The organism is Mesorhizobium sp. 113-1-2 (genome assembly GCF_016756475.1).
GTDB lineage: Bacteria > Pseudomonadota > Alphaproteobacteria > Rhizobiales > Rhizobiaceae > Mesorhizobium > Mesorhizobium loti_C.
Genome location: NZ_AP023242.1, coordinates 3,407,398 through 3,426,380 on the forward strand (window position 1 = coordinate 3,407,398; position 18,983 = coordinate 3,426,380).

General features: G+C 65.5%; 14 protein-coding genes. 12 read left to right on the forward strand and 2 right to left on the reverse strand.

The genetic code is table 11. The features are described from left to right. Window positions 1-356 precede the first annotated feature (356 nt). Window positions 357-1,601, reverse strand: a complete 1,245-nt coding sequence (locus JN279_RS16480) for an ATP-binding protein (protein ID WP_202353374.1) — start codon at window positions 1,599-1,601, stop codon at window positions 357-359. Continuing rightward, on the reverse strand, window positions 1,598-2,323 hold the full coding sequence (locus tag JN279_RS16485; protein WP_202353375.1) for a response regulator: 726 nt from the start codon (window positions 2,321-2,323) through the stop codon (window positions 1,598-1,600). The genes JN279_RS16480 and JN279_RS16485 overlap by 4 nt, the downstream gene beginning before the upstream one ends. A gap of 209 nt (window positions 2,324-2,532) precedes the next feature. Between JN279_RS16485 and JN279_RS16490 the strand changes: the two genes are divergently transcribed. The 12 genes from JN279_RS16490 (at window position 2,533) to JN279_RS16545 (ending at window position 18,949) form a co-directional block, all read left to right on the forward strand. Continuing rightward, entirely contained in the window at window positions 2,533-3,249 is a 717-nt protein-coding gene (locus tag JN279_RS16490; protein ID WP_202353376.1) for a hypothetical protein, read from the forward strand. Between the two features lie 124 nt (window positions 3,250-3,373). After that, window positions 3,374-3,586 (forward strand): hypothetical protein, encoded by a 213-nt coding sequence (locus tag JN279_RS16495; protein WP_202353377.1) that lies wholly within the window; start codon window positions 3,374-3,376, stop codon window positions 3,584-3,586. Then, the gene (locus tag JN279_RS16500) at window positions 3,567-4,715 is read left to right on the forward strand and encodes an efflux RND transporter periplasmic adaptor subunit (RefSeq protein WP_202353378.1); all 1,149 of its coding nucleotides are present in this window, start codon (window positions 3,567-3,569) and stop codon (window positions 4,713-4,715) included. The genes JN279_RS16495 and JN279_RS16500 overlap by 20 nt, the downstream gene beginning before the upstream one ends. Then, window positions 4,712-7,861, forward strand: coding sequence for an efflux RND transporter permease subunit (locus JN279_RS16505; RefSeq protein ID WP_244734628.1), 3,150 nt, complete (start codon window positions 4,712-4,714; stop codon window positions 7,859-7,861). Before JN279_RS16500 ends, JN279_RS16505 begins: the two co-directional genes overlap by 4 nt. Next, window positions 7,845-9,104 (forward strand): efflux RND transporter periplasmic adaptor subunit, encoded by a 1,260-nt coding sequence (locus JN279_RS16510; protein WP_096448135.1) that lies wholly within the window; start codon window positions 7,845-7,847, stop codon window positions 9,102-9,104. Before JN279_RS16505 ends, JN279_RS16510 begins: the two co-directional genes overlap by 17 nt. A 4-nt stretch (window positions 9,105-9,108) precedes the next feature. Further along, on the forward strand, window positions 9,109-12,246 hold the full coding sequence (locus JN279_RS16515) for an efflux RND transporter permease subunit (protein ID WP_096448133.1): 3,138 nt from the start codon (window positions 9,109-9,111) through the stop codon (window positions 12,244-12,246). Between the two features lie 11 nt (window positions 12,247-12,257). Further along, window positions 12,258-13,751, forward strand: a complete 1,494-nt coding sequence (locus JN279_RS16520; protein WP_202353379.1) for an efflux transporter outer membrane subunit — start codon at window positions 12,258-12,260, stop codon at window positions 13,749-13,751. Between the two features lie 58 nt (window positions 13,752-13,809). Next, window positions 13,810-14,496: an aspartyl/asparaginyl beta-hydroxylase domain-containing protein gene (locus tag JN279_RS16525; protein ID WP_096448129.1), complete on the forward strand. Its 687-nt coding sequence runs from the start codon at window positions 13,810-13,812 to the stop codon at window positions 14,494-14,496. 152 nt (window positions 14,497-14,648) lie between these two features. Then, on the forward strand, window positions 14,649-15,734 hold the full coding sequence (locus JN279_RS16530; protein ID WP_096448128.1) for a histidine kinase dimerization/phosphoacceptor domain -containing protein: 1,086 nt from the start codon (window positions 14,649-14,651) through the stop codon (window positions 15,732-15,734). A 188-nt stretch (window positions 15,735-15,922) separates the two neighbouring features. Next, entirely contained in the window at window positions 15,923-16,804 is an 882-nt protein-coding gene (locus JN279_RS16535; protein WP_096448126.1) for an EamA family transporter, read from the forward strand. 273 nt (window positions 16,805-17,077) lie between these two features. Further along, entirely contained in the window at window positions 17,078-18,037 is a 960-nt protein-coding gene (locus tag JN279_RS16540; RefSeq protein ID WP_096448124.1) for an AraC family transcriptional regulator, read from the forward strand. A 207-nt stretch (window positions 18,038-18,244) separates the two neighbouring features. Then, window positions 18,245-18,949 carry an outer membrane protein gene (locus JN279_RS16545; RefSeq protein WP_096448122.1) on the forward strand — a complete coding sequence of 235 codons (705 nt, stop codon included), beginning with the start codon at window positions 18,245-18,247 and terminating at the stop codon, window positions 18,947-18,949. Window positions 18,950-18,983 lie beyond the last annotated feature (34 nt).

The window sequence follows — 18,983 nt, forward strand, 5'->3', positions numbered from 1 at the left end:
TCACGGCATTGTGCGGTGCAACACAAAAAATCTAGCAGGCTGAAATACTTATGTGAGCAAGGCAAGAAATTGGCAAAAAACCGCCATTTTCCCGCTTTCTTGCGGTTTTTAATAGCACTTCAACCCTGTGGTTCGAGTTGTATCGATCTACCCGCTTTGGTTGATCGGAAGCACTTCTGCCTTGGGAGACAGGACGCGCTCGAATCTTTGTAAAAAAATCTCAAAATTTGAGAAATCTACATTTTATCTATTTGAGTTCATACCGATCTACCCGCGAATGAATTGGAATCATTGACTTTTCGCGGTGCAGCATAGTCGCCCTTTTTCGTCGCCTGGCAAAACGGCTTGCTTACGCCTCACACAGCCTTGAACACCACCGTCTGCGCCAGCCCACCCCCCTTGCGGTTCTCCAGCGTCACGGTCCCGCCGTAGCGCTCGATAATCTCCTTGGCGATGGCGAGGCCCAACCCCGCGCCGGGGATGAATTGCTGGCGGCCGGGGTCGACGCGGAAGAAGGGCTCGAAGGCCTTGTTGATGAGGTCGGGCGGGATGCCCGGGCCGTTGTCGGAAATGGTCAGCACGGCGCGTCGGTCGATAGCGGCGAGGGCAATGGTGCAGGCCTTGCCATGGGTGGCGGCGTTGACGACCAGATTGCGCAGCGCCCGGCGCAGGCCGAGCGCGCCGGCGCGCACCGAGACCTTGTCCAGGGGGCCGATCGAGACGGCGTGGCCGAGCGTGACCATCTCGGCTTCGATGTCGCGCACCATCTTTTCCAGGTCCAGCGGCTCGACGGCGTCCTGGTTCACCTCCTCGCGCACCAGGCGGATGGCGCTGTCGGCGATGCGGTCGAGTTCGTCGAGGTCGTGAAGCCATTTGTCGCGGTCCTCGTCGAGGAATTCGGCGCGCAGCCGCATGCGCGTCATCGGCGTGCGCAGATCATGGCCAGCGGCGGCGACCAGGCGCATGCGGCTCTCCATGGCCGCGCGCAGCCGCGAGGAGAGCTGGTTCAGCGCATGCGCCGTCGCCCTGACCTCGGCCGAGCCCTCTTCCGGCAACTGCGCCAGCAAGCCGTCCGAGCCGATCTTCGAGACGGCGGCCTCCAGCATTTCCAGCGGCCGCACCAGCACGCTGGTGAAATAGACCGACACGGCGGTGGCGCCGAGCGCGATCAGCGTGATCCAGCCGGCGAGAACCAGCCAGACATCCCTCGGCGGATCGAAGTCGGGGACGTCGATGATCATCCAACGTTTATCGGGAAGCATCACCGACGCGACCATGCCGGGAGTGCCCGGAGTACGGCTGACAACGGCCGAGAGGCCGAGGCCGTCGTCACGCAGGATGTCGTTGAGCACGCGCGTGTGCTTGCGGTCCACCGGACCATCGGCGGGGTGGTCGCGGATGGTCAGCGGAGCATCGCCCGCGCCAGGCACATGGCCGGGAACCAGCTGCACCATGAATTGGACCTGACGGGCAACCGGCCCCATGATCAGTTCCGGCGATGGCCCGCCGAGCACCTTGATCGCCACGGTCGTGGCAAGGCCGACGACGCCGATGATCGAGGCCACCAGCAGGATGATCAGCCTTCGGCGCAACGAGTTCACGCCGGGATCTCCACCGTCTCGACGCGCGCGGTCAGCTGGTAACCGCCATTGCGCACGGTCTTGAACAGCGGGCCGTCGCCGGTGTCGGAGAATTTGCGGCGCAGCCGGCTCATCAGCACATCGACCGAGCGTTCGAGCGGGTCGCGCTCGCGGCCTTGCGTGAGGTCAAGCAACTGGTCGCGCGACAGCAGCCGGCCGGGGCGGTCGAGGAAGACCTGCAGAAGGTCGAATTCGGCGCCGGTCAGGTCGACGAGCTCGCCCCGCGCGTCCGTCACCTTGCGGGTGTCCGGTTCCAGCCGGTAGCTGGCGAAGCGGTAGATGCGCGCGCGGGGAGCGGGCGCCTCTTCCGGTGCGGCGCGCCGCAGCACGGCGCGGATGCGGGCGGTGAGTTCGCGCGGGTTGAACGGCTTGCCGAGATAATCGTCGGCGCCGAGCTCCAGGCCGATGATGCGGTCGACATCTTCCTTCAGTGCCGTCAGCAGAATGACCGGGACATGCGGCTTGCGGTCGCGCAAGCCGCGGCAGATGTCGAGCCCCGAACCGTCCGGCAGCATGACGTCGAGCACGACAAGGTCGAACTGGCCGACGCCAAGCTTCTGCTCGCATTCGCGCCGGTCGGCCGCTACCGAGACGCGAAAACCCTGGCCGTCAAGATAGCGGCCGAGCAGCGTGCGGATCTCGCGGTCGTCGTCCACGACGAGGATATGGGGTTGTGATTGCATCATGCGTGCCCTTGCCTGCCTCTGATTATAGGGAGCGCGCGCGCCAGCGGCATGGAAAATTGCAACGCAGTGTTTCTGGCCGGGGGCGGGAAACATTCGGAAACAAATTGCCCCTTTGCGGAAACCTTCGGCAACATGCCGACGCGAAGCGGACAAACAGGCTTCCTATCCTCAGGGCTGTCCGATGCATGAGAGAAAGGAACACCGTCATGCGAAGCAGACTTCTTGCGCTCGGCCTGTTTTCCGTCGCCGCAATCCATCCCGTGCTGGCGGCACAGCCCGATGCCGGCGCCGGCGAGCCCCCGGTCATCGCTCAGGATGGACCCGACCATGGCCCGATGGGCTGGTTCGGTCAGAATGGCCCGCATGGGCCGATGCGGCCCGGTCCTCAGGGTTGGGGTCCGCACGGTTTTGGTCCGCAGGGTCCGGAAGGCTTCGGCCCGCACCGCATGGGACCGCCGCCGGAATTCATGCTGGCCGCCCGGCTGGCGGCGCTGGAGACACGCGTCGGCATCCGCAGCGAGCAGCTCGACGCCTGGCGCGACTACACCAGCGCGCTGCAGGCCGTGCTTGCGCCGCCACGGCATGATCGCGGCCCCGGTGGCACCGGCGGCCCCGGCCCGGGTGAACCCGAGGCCAAGGGACCCGATGCGGCTCCGGGCGGCAAGCCCGATCCGTTCGCCTTCCAGGAAAGGCTGGCCGACGAGGTCACGGCTCGCGCGGCTTCGGCCGCCAAGCTGAAGGATGCGATCGCCGAGCTGCGCACCAAGCTGTCGCCCGAACAGCTCGAAATCCTGGCTTCGGCGGAACGCCCCCACGGACCACCCCCCGGTCCCTGGGGCGGCCCGCCGGAAGATGCAGCCGGACCTGGAGGTCCGCCCGACCAGGGCGGACAGCTTCCGCCGCCCCAGCCCGGGAATGGCTGACAACTCCGTCCGGCTGCGCCGGCCGGCCCGGTGCCCAACCCGTTCTCGGGCCGGCCGGTCTCGTGGGATGGCGGCATGTTCCGCCATCCCACCGTTCAAACTCATCCACAATGGAAGCACGGCAATGTGGGAAGCCATGATGATGCTGCGGCTGATCGCATCGATGAGCCCGAGGCTCTCGGTCAGTCAGGGCGTCAGCCATGCCGCCACGCCGGCGGCGCTGCCGGCCGATACGCTGAAGGGCGCGGTGCGCCTTAGCTTTGCCGCCTGGCGCCTGTCGCTGCCGGTTTCGCAGCAGCCCAACGGCCACGGACATCATGACCGCAAGATCGCGTAAGACCTATCTTGTCCTGGCCGGCGTGCTGACCGTCCTGGGGGCGATGGCGGCGCTGAGAGCCTATGGGCGCGCGACCGTTGAACCGGCCGCGCCAGCCGTCGCGGCGCCGCGCGCCAGCCTCACGGTCGCGGTCGAAAAGGTGCGCTCCGAGGCGATCGCCTCGTCGATCAGCGCCACCGGCACCGTCGCCGCATGGCAGGAAGCAACCATCGGCGCCGAGACCTCCAGCCTCAAATTGACCGAAGTGCTGGTTGGCGAAGGCGATCATGTGCGGGCCGGTGATGTCGTCGCGCGGCTCGACGCCTCTGTGCTCAAGGCACAGCTGGCCGAGCAGAAAGCCGCCGTCGACCAGGCCCAGGCGACGCTGGACACGGCGATCTCCGCCGCCGGCCGCGCCGACAGGCTGCTGGCCAGCAAGGCGATCAGCGCCGAAACGGCTGAGGATAAGGCGACCGCCGTCAAGACCGGCCGGGCCGCGCTTGAACAGGCCAAGGCCGCCGCCGAGCGGCTGCAGGCCCAACTCGACCAGGCGACCATCCGCGCGCCCTTCGACGGCATCGTCTCCAGCCGGCCGGCGGTCGCCGGCTCGATCGTCCAGGCCGGCACCGAGCTGATGAAGATCATCCGCGACGGCCGGCTGGAAGTCGGCGTGCTTGTCCCCGAAAAGGACCTTCCCTCGGTCTCGGTCGGGCAGGCGGCCAATGTCGTCGACGCTTCGGGCCGGACTTTTGTCGGACAGGTGTCCTCCATTGCCGAGACGGTCAGTTCGACGACACGGCTCGCCACCGTCTATGTCGGGCTGGGCGAAGGCTCGGGCCTGAAACCCGGCATGTTCGCCCGCGTGTCGATCGCGGGCGCCGCCTCGCAAAGGCTCAGCGTCGCCGGGTCCGCGCTGGTCTGGCAGGACGGCAAGCCTGTTGTCTTCGTGGTCGACGCCGCCGGCAAAGCGGCCTCGCGTGCCGTCACCACTGGCCCGCACCAGAACGGCCGGGTCGCCATAGAAGGCGGGCTATCGGAGGGTGACAGCGTCGTTGTCGCCGGCGCCGGCTTCCTCAGCGACGGCAATCTGGTGCGGATCGCCGAGGCGCAAGCGGGCACCGCCGGCAAGATGACGGAGGCGGCGCGATGAACGCCATTTCCTCCTGGTCGATCCGCAATCCGGTACCGACCATCGTGCTGTTCCTGTCGCTGACCATCGCCGGCCTCTACGGCTTCATGCAGCTGCGCACCAACAACATGCCCGACATCGACCTGCCGACGGTCACCGTCACCGTTTCGCAGCCGGGCGCCGCGCCCAGCGAAATGGAAGTGCAGGTGGCGCGGGTGGTCGAGAACGCCGTGGCGACGCTCGAAGGCGTCGACGACGTCTCGACCTCGATCAGCGAGGGCTCGTCCGTCACCACGGTCGAGTTCACATTGGGCACCGATCCCGAGACCGCCGCCAATGACGTCCGCAACGCGGTGTCGGAAGTGCAGTCGAGCCTGCCGGCAGCGGCGCAGTCGCCGGTCGTGGCCAAGATGAACGCATCGGGCAATTCGGTGCTGACCTATGTCGTCGAGGCGCCGTCGATGTCGCCGGACGCGTTGAGCTGGTACATCGACAATGATGTCGCCAAGGCGCTGCTCGGGGTCGACGGCGTCTCCAAGATCACCCGTTCGGGCGGCGTCGACCGCGTCATCCGTGTCGAGCTCGATCCGGACCGTCTTGCAGCACTCGGCATCAGCGCCGGCGATGTCAGCCAGACGCTTGCCTCCAACAACGTCAACCAGCCGGGCGGCCGCACCAGCGTCGGTGGCCAGGAGCAGTCGGTGCGCACGCTGGCCAGCGCCGGCACAGTCGAGGCGCTGGCCGACACACGCATCGCGCTGTCAGGCGCCGGCGGCGTCAAGCTCTCCGATCTGGGCAGGGTGGTCGACAGCTGGGAAAAGCCGCGCCAGGCCGCCTATCTCGACGGCAGGCAGGTCGTCGCCTTCAACGTCTACAGGTCGGTCGGGTCGAGCGAGATCGACGTGGTCAAGGCCGCGCGGACCGCAATCGCGGAGATAGCGGCGAAGACCGACACCGCGAAATTCACCGAAGTCACCTCGTCCTCCGGCTTCGTGCAGGAAAGTTATGACGCCGCATTCGAGGCGCTGTGGCTCGGCGCGCTGCTCGCCATCGGCGTCGTCTGGCTGTTCCTGCGCGACATCAGGGCGACGCTGGTGTCGGCGGTCGCCATGCCGCTGTCGCTGATCCCGACCTTCGCCGTCATGGCGGCGTTCGACATCTCGCTCAACAACATCACCTTGCTGGCGCTGTCGCTGGTGGTCGGCATCCTCGTCGACGACGCCATCGTCGAGATCGAGAACATCGTGCGCCATATGCGCCAGACCGGCGCCAGCGCCTACCAGGCGGCGATCGAGGCGGCAGACGAGATCGGGCTTGCCGTGGTGGCGACCACGGCGACTATTGTCGCGGTGTTCCTGCCGGTCGCCTTCATGCCCGGCATTCCGGGAAAATTCTTCTTCTCCTTCGCGGTCGCCGTCTGCGTCTCGGTGCTGTTCTCGCTGCTTGTCGCGCGCATGCTCACCCCGCTGATGGGCGCCTATCTGGTGCGCGCCGGCGGCCACAGCGAGGACGATCTACCGGCCTGGGTACCGACCTATCTCTGGCTGTTGCGCAAGGCGCTGGATCATCGCTGGATCACGCTCGTCGCCGGCATCGCCTTCTTCGCCGGCTCGATTGGGCTCGCAACCAAATTGCCGACCGAATTCATGGCGGCAACCGATCGCGGCCGCTCGATGATCTCGGTCGAGCTGCAGCCGGGGTCGACGATCGAACAGACGACAGATGTCGTCCAGGACATCACAAAACGGCTCAAGGATGAGCCGGCCGTCGACAGCATCTTCGCCACCATCGGCACCGCGGCCTCATCCGGCGGTGGGCCGAACCGTGGCTCGACCTCGGCCGAGGTGCGCAGCGCCTATGTCACCGTCAATTTGAAGCCGCGCGGCGAGCGCAGCGTCAGCCAGCAGCAATTCGAGGCCGAGGCGTCACCGAAGCTCAACGACATCCCCGGCGCCCGCATCCAGTTCGGTGCCGACGGCTTTGCCGGCGCCAAGGTGGCGATCACGCTGGTCGGCGACGATGGCGAGGCGCTGCAGAAGGCCAGCGATGCGCTGATCGACGGGATGAAGTCGGTGCCCGGCCTCATCAACCCGACCTCGACCGCGGCGACGACCAAGCCGGAGCTGATCGTGCGCCCCGACAGCGCCAGAGCGGCCGAACTGGGCGTCACGCCGACCGAGATCGCGGCGACGGTCAAGATCGCCACCATCGGCGACACCGACACCAGCCTGGCCAAGTTCAATCTCGGCGACCGCCAGGTTGCGATCGTCGTGACCTTGCCCGACGGAGCCATCGACGACCCGGCGAAACTGGCCGTGCTGCCGCTGATCGGCAGCAAGGGCACGGTGCCGCTCGGCGCGGTCGCCGATATCGGCTTCAATGCCGGGCCGAACAGCATCACAAGGGTGAGGCGCAGCCGCAGCGCCACGGTCGAGGCGGATCTATCCGGCCTGACGCTCGGCCAGGCGACCGAGGCCATCCATGCCTTGCCGGCGATGCGTAATCTGCCGGCCGGCGTGCAGGAACTGGCGCGCGGCGACGCCCAGCGCATGCAGGAGCTGTTTTCCGGTTTCGCCACCGCGATCGCCGCCGGTATCCTGCTGATGTACCTGACGCTGGTGCTGCTTTTCCGCGGCTTCGTGCAGCCGGTGACCATCCTGGTCGCGCTGCCGCTGTCGATCGGCGGCGCGCTCGGCTTCATGCTGATTGCCGGCAAGGCGCTTGGCATATCGCCGCTGATCGGCATACTGATGCTGATGGGCATTGCGGCCAAGAACTCGATCCTGCTTGTCGAGTACGCCTTGGTCGCCGAGAAGGAGCGTGGCATGAGCCGCTTCGACGCACTGCTCGACGCAGCCCGCAAGCGGGCACGGCCCATCGTCATGACATCGATCGCCATGGGCGCCGGCATGCTGCCGATCGCGCTCGGCATCGGCGCCGACGCCGAGACGCGGGCGCCGATGGCGATCGCCGTGATCGGCGGGCTCATCTCCTCGACCGTGCTCAGCCTCGTCTATGTTCCCGTCGTCTACACCTTCATGGACGACATCCAGCGCTTCCTCGGCCGGTATTTGAGCCGGCTTCTGGTGGAACGCTCCGATCCCGACAGCCAGACGGCGACCGCAACCCCAGCGAAAGATCATCCAGGCCATGTCTATCCAGTCTAGCCCGTCTTCCCTGCCGGCCCGCCGGTTCGCGGCGATACTCGTCACCACGGTTCTTCTGGCGGCCTGTTCGCAGGAGGGGAGCAAAGCTCCCGCCGGCATGGGCGGCGTCGGCAAGCCGGAAGTCGGCGTCGTCACGTTGCATCCGCAATCGGTGGCGATCACGGCCGAACTGCCGGGACGCACGTCAGCGTCGCTCACAGCCGATGTGCGCCCGCAGGTCAACGGCATCATCCAGGCACGGTTGTTCAAGGAGGGCAGCGAGGTGGTGGTCGGGCAGCCGCTCTACCTCATCGATCCGGCGAGCTACCAGGCAGCCTATGACAGCGCGCAGGCAGCCCAGCAGAAGGCCGAGGCGGCGGTGCCGACGGCGCAGGCCAAGTTCGACCGTTATGCCGGCTTGTTGAAGCAGAACGTTGTTTCCAAACAGGATTATGACGATGCCGCGGCAACGCTGGCGCAGGCCAATGCGGATGTGGCGTCGGCCAAGGCCAGTGTCGAAACCGCGCGCATCAATCTCGACTACACCAAGATCACCGCGCCGATCGCCGGCCGCATCGACAAGTCGTCGCTGACGCCGGGCGCCCTGGTCACCGCCAATCAGGATACCTTGCTCACCACCATCCGTTCGCTCGATCCGATCAATGTCGACGTCACGCAGTCGAGCACCAATCTGCTCAATCTGCGTCAGGCCATCAATGAGGGCCGGCTGAAGTTCAGCGGCCCCAATGTCAGCGTCAAGCTGAAGCTCGAGAACGGCACCATCTATAACCAGACCGGCAAGTTGGAATTCGCCGGCGCCAATGTCGACCAGACGACCGGCACTTTCGCGCTGCGGGCCGAATTCCCCAATCCCGACCGCCTGCTTCTGCCGGGCATGTATGTGCGGGCGCTGGTCGAGGAGGGCGTCGCCCAGAACAGTTTCCTGGTGCCGCAGCGCGGCGTGACCCGCAACACCAAGGGCGAGGCGACCGCCATGGTCATCAATGCGCAGGGCAAGGTCGAGACGCGTGTGCTGGCCGTGCGCAACAGCGTCGGCAACAACTGGCTGGTGGATTCGGGCGTCGGCGACGGCGACCGCGTCATCGTCGAGGGCCTGCAGCTGGTGCGTCCCGGCGGCGACGCGACGGGTGTCGAAGTGACGATCGACGAGACCACCGGCGAGGTCAAGGACCGGGCACAGACCTCTTCATCCACGTCTTCCACGTCCAAGATGGCCGATAGCAGCCAGTCGACCGGGAACTGAGGCGATGTCAGCATTCTTCATCAACCGGCCGATCTTCGCCTGGGTGATCGCCATCGTGATCATGCTGGGCGGCCTGCTCGCGCTCACCACGCTGCCGATCTCGCAATATCCGCAGATCGCGCCGACCACGGTCAACATCAGCGCCTCCTATCCCGGCGCCGACGCGCAGACGGTCGAAAATTCGGTGACCAAGGTCATCGAGCAAGGCATGACCGGCATCGACAATCTCGACTATATGACGGCGACCTCGACCTCGACCGGTGCGGCCACGATCACGCTGACCTTCACCAGCGCGGCCGATCCCGACACCGCCCAGGTGCAGACGCAGAACAAGCTGCAGCTGGTGCAGTCGCAGCTGCCGCAGGTGGTGCAGAGCAACGGCATCACCGTCTCCAAATCCTCGACCGGCTTCCTGATGGTCATCGGCTTCGTCTCCAGCGACGGCAAGATGAACTCGACCGATCTTGCCGACTATGTCGACTCGACCATCAACGACACGCTGAAGCGCGTCGAGGGCGTCGGCTCGACGCAATTGTTCGGCTCCAGCTATGCCATGCGCATCTGGCTCGATCCGGACAAGCTCGCCAAATATACGCTGATGCCGAGCGATGTGGCCTCGGCGATCGAGGCGCAGAACACGCAGGTCTCGGCCGGCCAGCTCGGCGGCATGCCGCAACGCAAGGGCCAGCAGCTCAACGCCACGGTGACGGCCAAGAGCCGGCTGCAGACCGCCGAACAGTTCCGCAACATCATCCTGAAGAGCCAGACGGATGGCTCGCTGGTGCGCCTCAACGATGTCGCCACCGTCGAGCTCGGCGCTGAAAGCTATACGACGGCCGCCAGATACAATGGCCAGCCGGCGGCCGGCGTCGCCGTCAACCTGGCAACCGGCGCCAACGCCATCAGCACGGCGGAAGCGGTGCGCTCGACGATCAATCGGCTGAGCTCGACCTTCCCGCAAGGGGTCGAGGTCGTCTACCCCTACGACACCTCGCCCTTCGTGCGGCTGTCGATCGAGGAGGTGGTCAAGACGCTGGCCGAGGCGATCGTGCTGGTGTTCCTGGTGATGTTCATCTTCCTGCAGAATCTGCGGGCGACCATCATCCCGACGATCGCCGTGCCGGTGGTGCTGCTCGGCACGTTCGGCGTGCTGTCGCTGTTCGGCTATTCGGTCAACACGCTGACCATGTTCGCCATGGTGCTGGCCATCGGCCTGCTGGTCGACGACGCCATCGTCGTGGTCGAGAATGTCGAACGCGTCATGCAGGAGGAAGATCTGTCGCCTAAGGAGGCGACGCGAAAATCGATGAACGAGATCACCGGGGCGCTGGTCGGCATCGCCACCGTTTTGTCGGCGGTGTTCGTGCCGATGGCCTTCTTCGGTGGCTCGACCGGCATCATCTACCGGCAGTTTTCGGTGACCATCGTCTCGGCCATGGTGCTGTCGGTGCTGGTAGCACTTGTGCTGACGCCGGCGCTGTGCGCCACCATCCTGCGGCGGCCCAAGGACCATGCCACGCAGACCGGCCCGTTCGGCTGGTTCAACCGCGTCTTCGACCGCGGCACGACGGCCTATCGTGACGGCTCACATGGCATCATCAACCGGTCCTGGCGCTTCCTCGCCCTCTTCCTCGCCATCGTTGTCGCCATGGGCTGGATGTTTGCCCGGCTGCCGAGCTCGTTCCTGCCGGAAGAGGACCAGGGCATCCTGATCACCAGCGTGTCGCTGCCGGTCGGCGCGACACAGGACCGGACCGAACGTGTGCTGGCTGAGGTGACCGATCATTATCTCAAGGAGGAAAAGGACGCTGTCCAGGGCGTCTTTACGGCCTCCGGCTTCGGTTTTGGCGGCGCCGGGCAGAATGTCGGTATCGCTTTCGTGCCGATGAAGGAATTCAGCCAGCGCAAGTCTCCGGCTCTGTCGGCGCAAGCGGTGGCCCGCCGCGCCATGGGTGCCTTCTCCAAAATCAGGGATGCGCAGGTTTTCGCGCTTGCCCCGCCCGCGATCCAGGGCTTTGGCAACACCAACGGCTTCGACTTCTACCTGCAGGATGTCAACGGCGCCGGCCATGATGCGCTTATCCAGACGCGCAACCAGCTTCTGGGCCTCGCGGCACAGAGCAAGCTGCTGACCGCCACAAGGCCCAATGGCCAGGAGGACCAGCCGCAATTCTCGATCGACATCGACCAGGAAAAGGCCAGCGCGCTCGGAGTCAGCCTCGCCGACATCAACAACACGCTGTCGAGCGCCTGGGGCAGCGACTACGTCAACGACTTCATCGATCGCGGCCGGGTGAAGCCGGTCTATATGCAGTCGGACGCGAACTTCCGCATGCAGCCGGAAGATCTGGACAAATGGCAGGTGCGCAATGCCAGCGGCGCCATGGTGCCGTTCTCGGCCTTCACCTCCAGCCACTGGACATTCGGCTCCCCCAGGCTGGAACGCTACAATGGCTCGGCGGCGGTCGAGATCCAGGGTGCGGCGGCAGCGGGCGTGAGCTCCGGTGCGGCGATGGACGAGATCGACAGGCTGGTGGCGCAACTGCCGGCCGGCTATTCGCATGAGTGGACCGGGCTGTCACATCAGGAACGGCTTTCGGGCAACCAGGCGCTGTCGCTCTATGCGATTTCGGCGCTGGTCGTGTTCCTGTGCCTGGCGGCCCTTTATGAGAGCTGGTCGATCCCGTTCGCGGTCATGCTGTCGGTGCCGATCGGCATTTTTGGCGCGCTCGCCGCGGCGACACTCTTCGGCCAGACCAACGACGTCTATTTCAAGGTCGGCCTGCTGACGACGATCGGCCTCGCCTCCAAGAACGCCATCCTCATCGTCGAGTTCGCCATCGAGCGGCAGGCGGCCGGCATGGGGCTCATCGAGGCGACTCTGGAGGCGGCGCGACAACGATTGCGGCCGATCCTGATGACGTCGCTGGCCTTCATCCTCGGCGTTACGCCGCTGGCGATCGCCAGTGGCGCCGGCTCCGGCGCGCAGAACTCGGTCGGCATCGGCGTCATGGGCGGCATGATCGCGGCGACGGTGATCGGCGTGTTCCTGGTGCCGCTGCTGTTCGTCACGGTGCGGCGGATCTTCAAGGGCAGGGCGGCCAAACAGGACGAGAAGCCGGCGACGGCCAACCAGCAATAAGGAAACTTTCCATGACAGGTTTTGAACGTGGCCCGGTGGCCGCGGGGCGGCTCATTGCGCCCATGATTACGGCTGTTCTGCTCGCCGGATGCGTCGTCGGCCCGGACTATCGCACGCCCATCCTGCCGATGCCGGCGAACTGGAGCAGTGAGAAGCCGACGAAATCCGTCCAGCCGGCGCAATTGTCGCAATGGTGGCAGCGGCTGCGCGATCCGCAGCTCAACACGCTGATCGAGGAAGCCGTCGCCGGCAATCTCGACGTCGCCACCGCCAAGGCCAAGATCCGCGAGGCGCGCGCCAGCTACCGCCAGAGCGCCGGCACATTGCTGCCGTCCGTGGACGGCTCCGGCTCGGTGACGCGCAACAAGTCGGCCGAGACCACTTCGGGGACCAATTCCATCTACTCAGAATACCAGGCCGGCTTCGACGCCAGCTGGGAGCTCGACCTGTTCGGCGCCAACCGCAGGGGCGTCGAGGCGGCGCGCTACGGCGTCGATGCGTCGGAAGAGGAGTTGCGTTCGACGCTTCTCACCCTGGTCGGCGATGTCGCGTCCTATTACACCCAGGCGCGCGGCTACCAGGCCCGCATCGCGCTCGCCCGGCGTTCGGCCGTGTCGCAGCGGCAGACCGCCGAACTCACCCGCACCATGGCGCTGGCCGGGTCGGCGACGGCCGCCGATGTCGCCAAGGTGATGGGGCAGGCGGCCAGCACCGAGGCGGCGGTGCCGACGCTGGAGGCAAGCTATGCCGAGGCGGTGCATCGTCTGGCGGTGCTCACCGGCCGGCCGCCGGCAGCGCTTAGCGAGCGGCTGAAGCGCAGCAAGCCGATCCCGTCGCCGCGCCTGCCGATGCCGACCGGGATTCCCGCCGACATCCTTTTGTCGCGCCCGGATGTGCGCATGGCCGAGCGGCAATATGCGCAGTACACCGCGAAGGTCGGCCAGGCCGAGGCGGCGCGCTATCCCTCGGTTAGCCTGACGGGAAACATCAGCACGGCGGCGCTCAATCTCGGCGATCTTGGCAAGAATTCGTCGATCGGCTGGTCGTTCGGGCCGTCGCTCAGCGTGCCGCTGTTCAATGCCGGCCAGCTGCAGGCGGCCGCCGACGTCGCCCGCGCGCAGCGCGACCAGTATTTCATCGCCTACCGCGCGTCGGTGCTGGCCGCGCTCGAGGATGTCGAGAATGCGCTGGTGCTGATGGCGCAGGAGCGCATCCGGATCGGCAAGCTTGCCGCGTCGGCGAAATCCTATGGCCAGGCGGCGAGCCTCGAAGGCACGCTCTACAAGGCTGGCGAGACCAGCCTGCTCGACGTGCTCGACGCGCAGCGCTCGCTCTATTCGGCCGAGGATTCACTGCTGCAAAGCCGCGTGCTTCTGGCGACCAACTACATCGCCCTCAACAAGGCGCTTGGCGGCGGCTGGGACGGCACGGTCGACAGCAGCAGGCCCGAGGTCGTCGACGTCAAGACCGGGCCACGGCTGGCGGCGACGATGACGCCACAGTGAACAAAATGTGTAAGCACAACCCGTAGCCGTCCGTTTATAATGTGGTGGAGGCAATGCGATGTCCCATACCTACGATCTTGCATCCGATGTGATCCGGCGTGTCTATGAAAAGCGAATAGACGCACCGGCGATCCTCGATGCCGCCACCGAATTTCCGAACGCGGCGAAATTCACCAATGCCTGGCGCGACATCCGTGACGAAGCGCTTGGCGTGCATCTGGGCAAGGTCCCGCGCTTCCATGACATCATGCCGGAGCAGGCCGATATCTCAGCCAATGACGGGCTGGACTGGCGCATGTTCGTGCTCAAGGCCTATGATATGGCGGTGCCGGAGAACCTTGCGCGCATGCCGGTTCTCAGCCGCTTGCTTGCCGAATGCCCGGAAGTCAAATCGGCGGCTATCTCGTTCCTCGCGCCGCGCAAGCACATCCCCGCCCACCGCGGGCCTTTCCGCGGCATCATGCGGTTCCACCTTGGTCTGGTCATTCCGCGACAGGCCGATGGCCGCCCGGCAACCATCATGATGATCGACCATCAGGAGAAACGCATCACTGACGGCGAAGGCATGCTGTGGGACGACACCTACCCGCACGAGGTGATGAACAATGCCGATGAAGCCCGGATCGCCTTGCTACTGGATGTCTGGCGGCCGGGAATGCCCTGGGACATGGAGATGCTGTCCCGGCTGATCGTACGCGGCGTGCAGGCGGGGATGCGTCGCAGGGGCGTGTCGTTCAGCGGCTGAACCGATGGCGGGCGTCTTGGCGGCCTGGGGCGAGCGAAACCGATTTTGGCGCCCTGACGCGGAGGCAGGTGCCAGCATCCTCCTGCATTGTGATGGCGGGCGCGCCCTATCGCTGATACTGATGGCGCTCACGCACAGCACAGGCGCCGCAGATGACATCCGACACACAGAAGGCCGAAGCGGTCGAGCAGTTGCTCGATACGCCGGACCTTGCCAGCGCGTTGGAAAGCGAACAGTTCAAGAAATTCCTCGACCAGGTGCCGATCGCCATTGCCGTCTCGGACCTCGGCGCGAAGGAGCGCGTCGTCTATGCCAACCCGGAATTCGAGAAGCTGTCAGGGCTGAAGGCGGCCAGGCTCGCCCAGAAGCACTGGGCGGCACTTTCCGGCACCGGCCTGCATCAGCAGAAGGACCGCGCGCTGTTCGAAGCGTTGGTCGAGGAGACCGATTTTGTCGGTACGTTCCGGCTGGAGCGGGCCGAGCATACGCCGGCGATCGTTGACGCCTACTCCAATGTCATCGAGGACGACAATGGCAAGGTCTGCTTCCGGCTGGTGGCGCTGGTCGACGTCTCGGCCCATGGCGAGACCGAAGATGCAGCTACGGTCGAGGAACGCGTGCGCGAGAAGGACACGCTGCTGCGCGAATTGCAGCACCGGGTGAAAAACAATTTGCAGATGATCACCGCGCTGATCCGGCTGGAGACGCGCAACGCGATGGAGCCGGACCAGAAGCGGTTCGAGAGGCTGGCCGGCCGCGTCGACGCGCTGGCGATCCTTTACCAGACGCTGTCGGGCGACGATCACAAGGACGAGGTCGATCTCGGCGTCTATCTCAGCCAGATCGCGTCGGCGGTGATGAACTCGCATGCGGTCGAGGGCATTCGCCTCGACATGAAGGTCGATACCTATCCGGTGTCGGTCAACGTCGCCATGCCAACCGGGCTGGTGGTGAACGAGCTTTTGACCAATGCGCTCAAGCATGCCTTCAAAGGGCGCGACGGCGGCACGATCACACTGCACAGCATCGTCAACGGCGATGGCTGCCGTATTGTCATCGCCGACGACGGCATCGGCCTGCCCGAAGGCGAGACCTGGCCCAAGCCCGGCAAGCTCGGCGCGCTGATCGCGCGTTCGCTGACCGAGAACGCCAAGGCGGAATTCGACGTGAATTCGAGCGCCAGCGAGGGCACGCGGGTCACCATCGTCTTTAAGCGCTCTGCCGCCGCCGCTGCTTAGGCAGGCAGCCCAACGGATGCCTTGAGTGGCCGGAAGGGTGTTCCCCGACTTGCGGGACCCATTCCAGCGCTTGCCCCAGCCGACTGTCGTCCCGTGCCTCACGACAGGCCCGCCCGGGCAGGCCATAGCTGCCAGCCATGCTGCCGGGTCGCGCGGATGCCCGGCACGGCAGGGGAGGGTGAACAGAAGTGACATCGATGCCGGTTGCCAATCGCGAAGCGGCGCCCTTGCCCGTCGCGGCGCTGATGGGGGCCATGGTGTCGATCCAGATCGGCGCCACCTTCGCCAAGACGCTGTTCCCGCAGATCGGCGCGCAAGGCACGACGACGCTGCGGCTGGTCATCGGCGCACTGATGCTGATCGCGGTGCTGCGGCCCTGGCAGATGCGGCCGACGCGGGCCACCTTGCCGTGGCTGGTCGCCTATGGCGTGACGCTCTGCGCGCTCAACCTCCTGTTCTATGCAGCGCTTGCCCGGATCCCGCTCGGTGTCGCCGTGGCGCTCGAATTTTCCGGGCCGCTGCTGGTGGCGACGCTGACCTCGCGGCGCGCCAGCGATTTTGCCTGGATCGCGCTTGCGGTGGCCGGCATCATCCTGTTGTCGCCCTTCATCCATTCGCTGCAGCCGCTCGATCCGACCGGGGTGATGCTGGCACTGGCGGCCGGTGGCTTCTGGGCGCTCTACATCGTGCTTGCCCAGAAGGCAGGCGCCGAGCTCGGTACCCGCACCACCGCCTATGGCATGGCGATCGCCGCCGTGCTGGTGCTGCCCTTCGGCGTGGCGCAGGCGGGAGCGGGGCTGCTCGCACCGTCGATCCTGGTCAGCGCGCTGCTCGTCGGCCTGTTTTCAAGCGCATTGCCGTTCTTCCTGGAGATGGTGGCGCTGACCCGTATGCCGGCGCGCATCTACGGCACGCTGACCTGCCTGGAGCCGGGGCTGGGCGCGCTGGCCGGTTTCCTGTTCCTGCACGAGAGCCTGACCCCGCCGCAACTGGCCGGCATCGCCGCCGTCATTGTCGCGGCCGCCGGCACCGCGCTGACCTCGAAGCCCCCGGTGCCGTCGCCGGAGTAGGGGCGAGCTGTGCCTTCCCATCGCCGTCTCGGCGGTAAGTGCTGCGTAGAGACCGCATGAGGCCGGACGTCGCCGGTTTTGCTGGCTTGTGCGTGTATTCCGAAAATCTCCATGCAGGCCAGATCGACGACGTCGAGGAAAATTCTTGTCTAAAACGGCACTTAAATTGTCGGCCATGGCAGAAGTATTTCCGGCTCTGGACAGATCATCATCTGGTCCAATACGGTGCACAACAAAGTGAATATGCGCGTGTGAAAAAGGTCTGGTTGTTCCTTGCAAAAGAATGTCTTCTCATCGGTCGACCTGCCGCCGCATCTGGACCATCATGCTCGGTTCGCGCTCTGGCAGGACATCCACGTCGCCGAAATATGGTCGGTCGAATATACGATTTCCGAGAAGCTGTCGTTCGAGGCGGCGATCGAAGCCACGGCCGTCGGACCACTGGTGCTCGGGCAGATGGCCGGGACGATCCGGCATGCCAGGCGCAAGGCAAGCAACATCGCCGCTGACGGCCGTGATGGCTATCTCTTGCTGATCAACAATGGCGATACGGTGCTCAGCGGCACCCAGATCGGCCGAGACTATCGTGTGGGCAAGGGGGAGGCCGCGTTGGTCTCGGCTTCGGAGGCATTGCAGATGACGGGCGGCGACAACAATGTCTGGGCCAATGTGGTGCTCCCGCGCGCCGTGCTGGAGAATGCCTTCACGCATGTCGAGGACCGGTTGGCGTTGACCGTCGGCGCCGACAATGAGGCGCTCGGCATGCTCAAGCGCTATTGCAGCTTCCTGGAAGCGGGGCCGGCTCTGGTCTCGCCCGATCTTGTCAGCCATGCCACCGAAACGGTCGTCGACCTGATCGGCCTGGCGACCGGCGCCAAGGGCGAGGCCGCGGAACTCGCGGGCCTGCGCGGCCTGCGCGCGGCAAGGCTGCAGGCCATCCTGCAAAAGATGCGGGACAATTTCGCCGATCCCGCCATTTCGGCCCAAAGCGTCGCCTGGCAGTTGCGGCTCTCCGTGCGCTACGTCCATGATCTCCTGCAGGAAACTGGAGTGAGCTTTGCCGAGCGCATTCTCGAATTGCGCCTGCAGAGAGCGCACCGGATGCTTTCCGACAGGCGCAACGTCCAGATGCGCATCAGCGAGATCGCGCTGCTCAGCGGCTTCTCCGACGTCTCCTATTTCAATCGCTGCTTCCGCCGCCGCTTCGGCTCGACGCCGAGCGGCGCCAGGTAGACTCACCGCCGCCAGTCCTGTCGGACGCCAAATCGACTGCGGCTGAATGGCCACACCGCTCGGGAAAGCGCTGTATCGCCGTCCAGGACAATTCCAGTGCGGCCCAGCCCAAGACGCGGCCGGCGGACAATGCAACACCGGGTGCTCGATCGCCGCGGAGCATTTTTCGTGGCGGGGAACCACAACCCCTGGGGCGGCAGACAAACAATGAAAACGATCCTACTCGCTACGGCCTTCATCCTCGCGCCGATCGGCATGGCGTGCGCGGCTGATATCAATGAGGTTTCGCCCGTTTCCGGCTACGACTGGTCCGGCCTCTATGCCGGCGTCGACATCGGTTACATGGCCGGAAAATCCAATTTCTTCGTCGCCGGCGGCGGCTTCGGTGGGGCCTCGGACCTTAACCTTCCCGTCGATCCGGACGGTTTTATTGGCGGCATTCATATCGGCGCCAATTACCAGATGGAGAACCGTTTCGTGATCGGCGCCGAGGCTGACATTGCCTACAGCAATGCCGACGCGATAACGCCCCTCGATGCTAGTGGCGGTGGTTTCAGCACATTGCTTAAGAGCGAACTTAAGTGGTCGGGCGCGGCGCGGCTGCGAGCGGGCTACGCTTTCGATCGGACTTTGCCCTACATCGCTGCCGGCGTGGCCGCGGCAAAGTATGAAGTGACTGCGATTGGCAGCAGCGGCGCCATCCAAATACCATTCCATGATGAGACCCATGTCGGCTGGACCGTTGGCGCCGGCATCGAGCACGCCTTCACCGACCGGTGGATCGCGCGGGCCGAATATCGCTACTCCGACTTCGGCAGCAAGGACCTCTCGATAGCAGCCGGTCTGCTCACGGAAACGCATGTCGATCTGCAGACGCACGATGTCCGGGTCGGCCTCAGCTACAAGTTCTGAGCCGCCAGGCTGAACGCCCCCGCGCGCCTTTGCC

What these genes read in the sequence shown, in the direction of transcription:
- JN279_RS16500 (WP_202353378.1), top strand. Translation starts at nt 3,567, where the DNA reads ATGACCGCAAGATCGCGTAAGACCTATCTTGTCCTGGCCGGCGTGCTG.
- JN279_RS16515 (WP_096448133.1), top strand. Translation starts at nt 9,109, where the DNA reads ATGTCAGCATTCTTCATCAACCGGCCGATCTTCGCCTGGGTGATCGCC.
- JN279_RS16545 (WP_096448122.1), top strand. Translation starts at nt 18,245, where the DNA reads ATGAAAACGATCCTACTCGCTACGGCCTTCATCCTCGCGCCGATCGGC.
- JN279_RS16520 (WP_202353379.1), top strand. Translation starts at nt 12,258, where the DNA reads ATGACAGGTTTTGAACGTGGCCCGGTGGCCGCGGGGCGGCTCATTGCG.
- JN279_RS16495 (WP_202353377.1), top strand. Translation starts at nt 3,374, where the DNA reads ATGTGGGAAGCCATGATGATGCTGCGGCTGATCGCATCGATGAGCCCG.
- JN279_RS16525 (WP_096448129.1), top strand. Translation starts at nt 13,810, where the DNA reads ATGTCCCATACCTACGATCTTGCATCCGATGTGATCCGGCGTGTCTAT.
- JN279_RS16505 (WP_244734628.1), top strand. Translation starts at nt 4,712, where the DNA reads ATGAACGCCATTTCCTCCTGGTCGATCCGCAATCCGGTACCGACCATC.
- JN279_RS16530 (WP_096448128.1), top strand. Translation starts at nt 14,649, where the DNA reads ATGACATCCGACACACAGAAGGCCGAAGCGGTCGAGCAGTTGCTCGAT.
- JN279_RS16510 (WP_096448135.1), top strand. Translation starts at nt 7,845, where the DNA reads ATGTCTATCCAGTCTAGCCCGTCTTCCCTGCCGGCCCGCCGGTTCGCG.
- JN279_RS16485 (WP_202353375.1), bottom strand. Translation starts at nt 2,323, where the DNA reads ATGCAATCACAACCCCATATCCTCGTCGTGGACGACGACCGCGAGATC.
- JN279_RS16490 (WP_202353376.1), top strand. Translation starts at nt 2,533, where the DNA reads ATGCGAAGCAGACTTCTTGCGCTCGGCCTGTTTTCCGTCGCCGCAATC.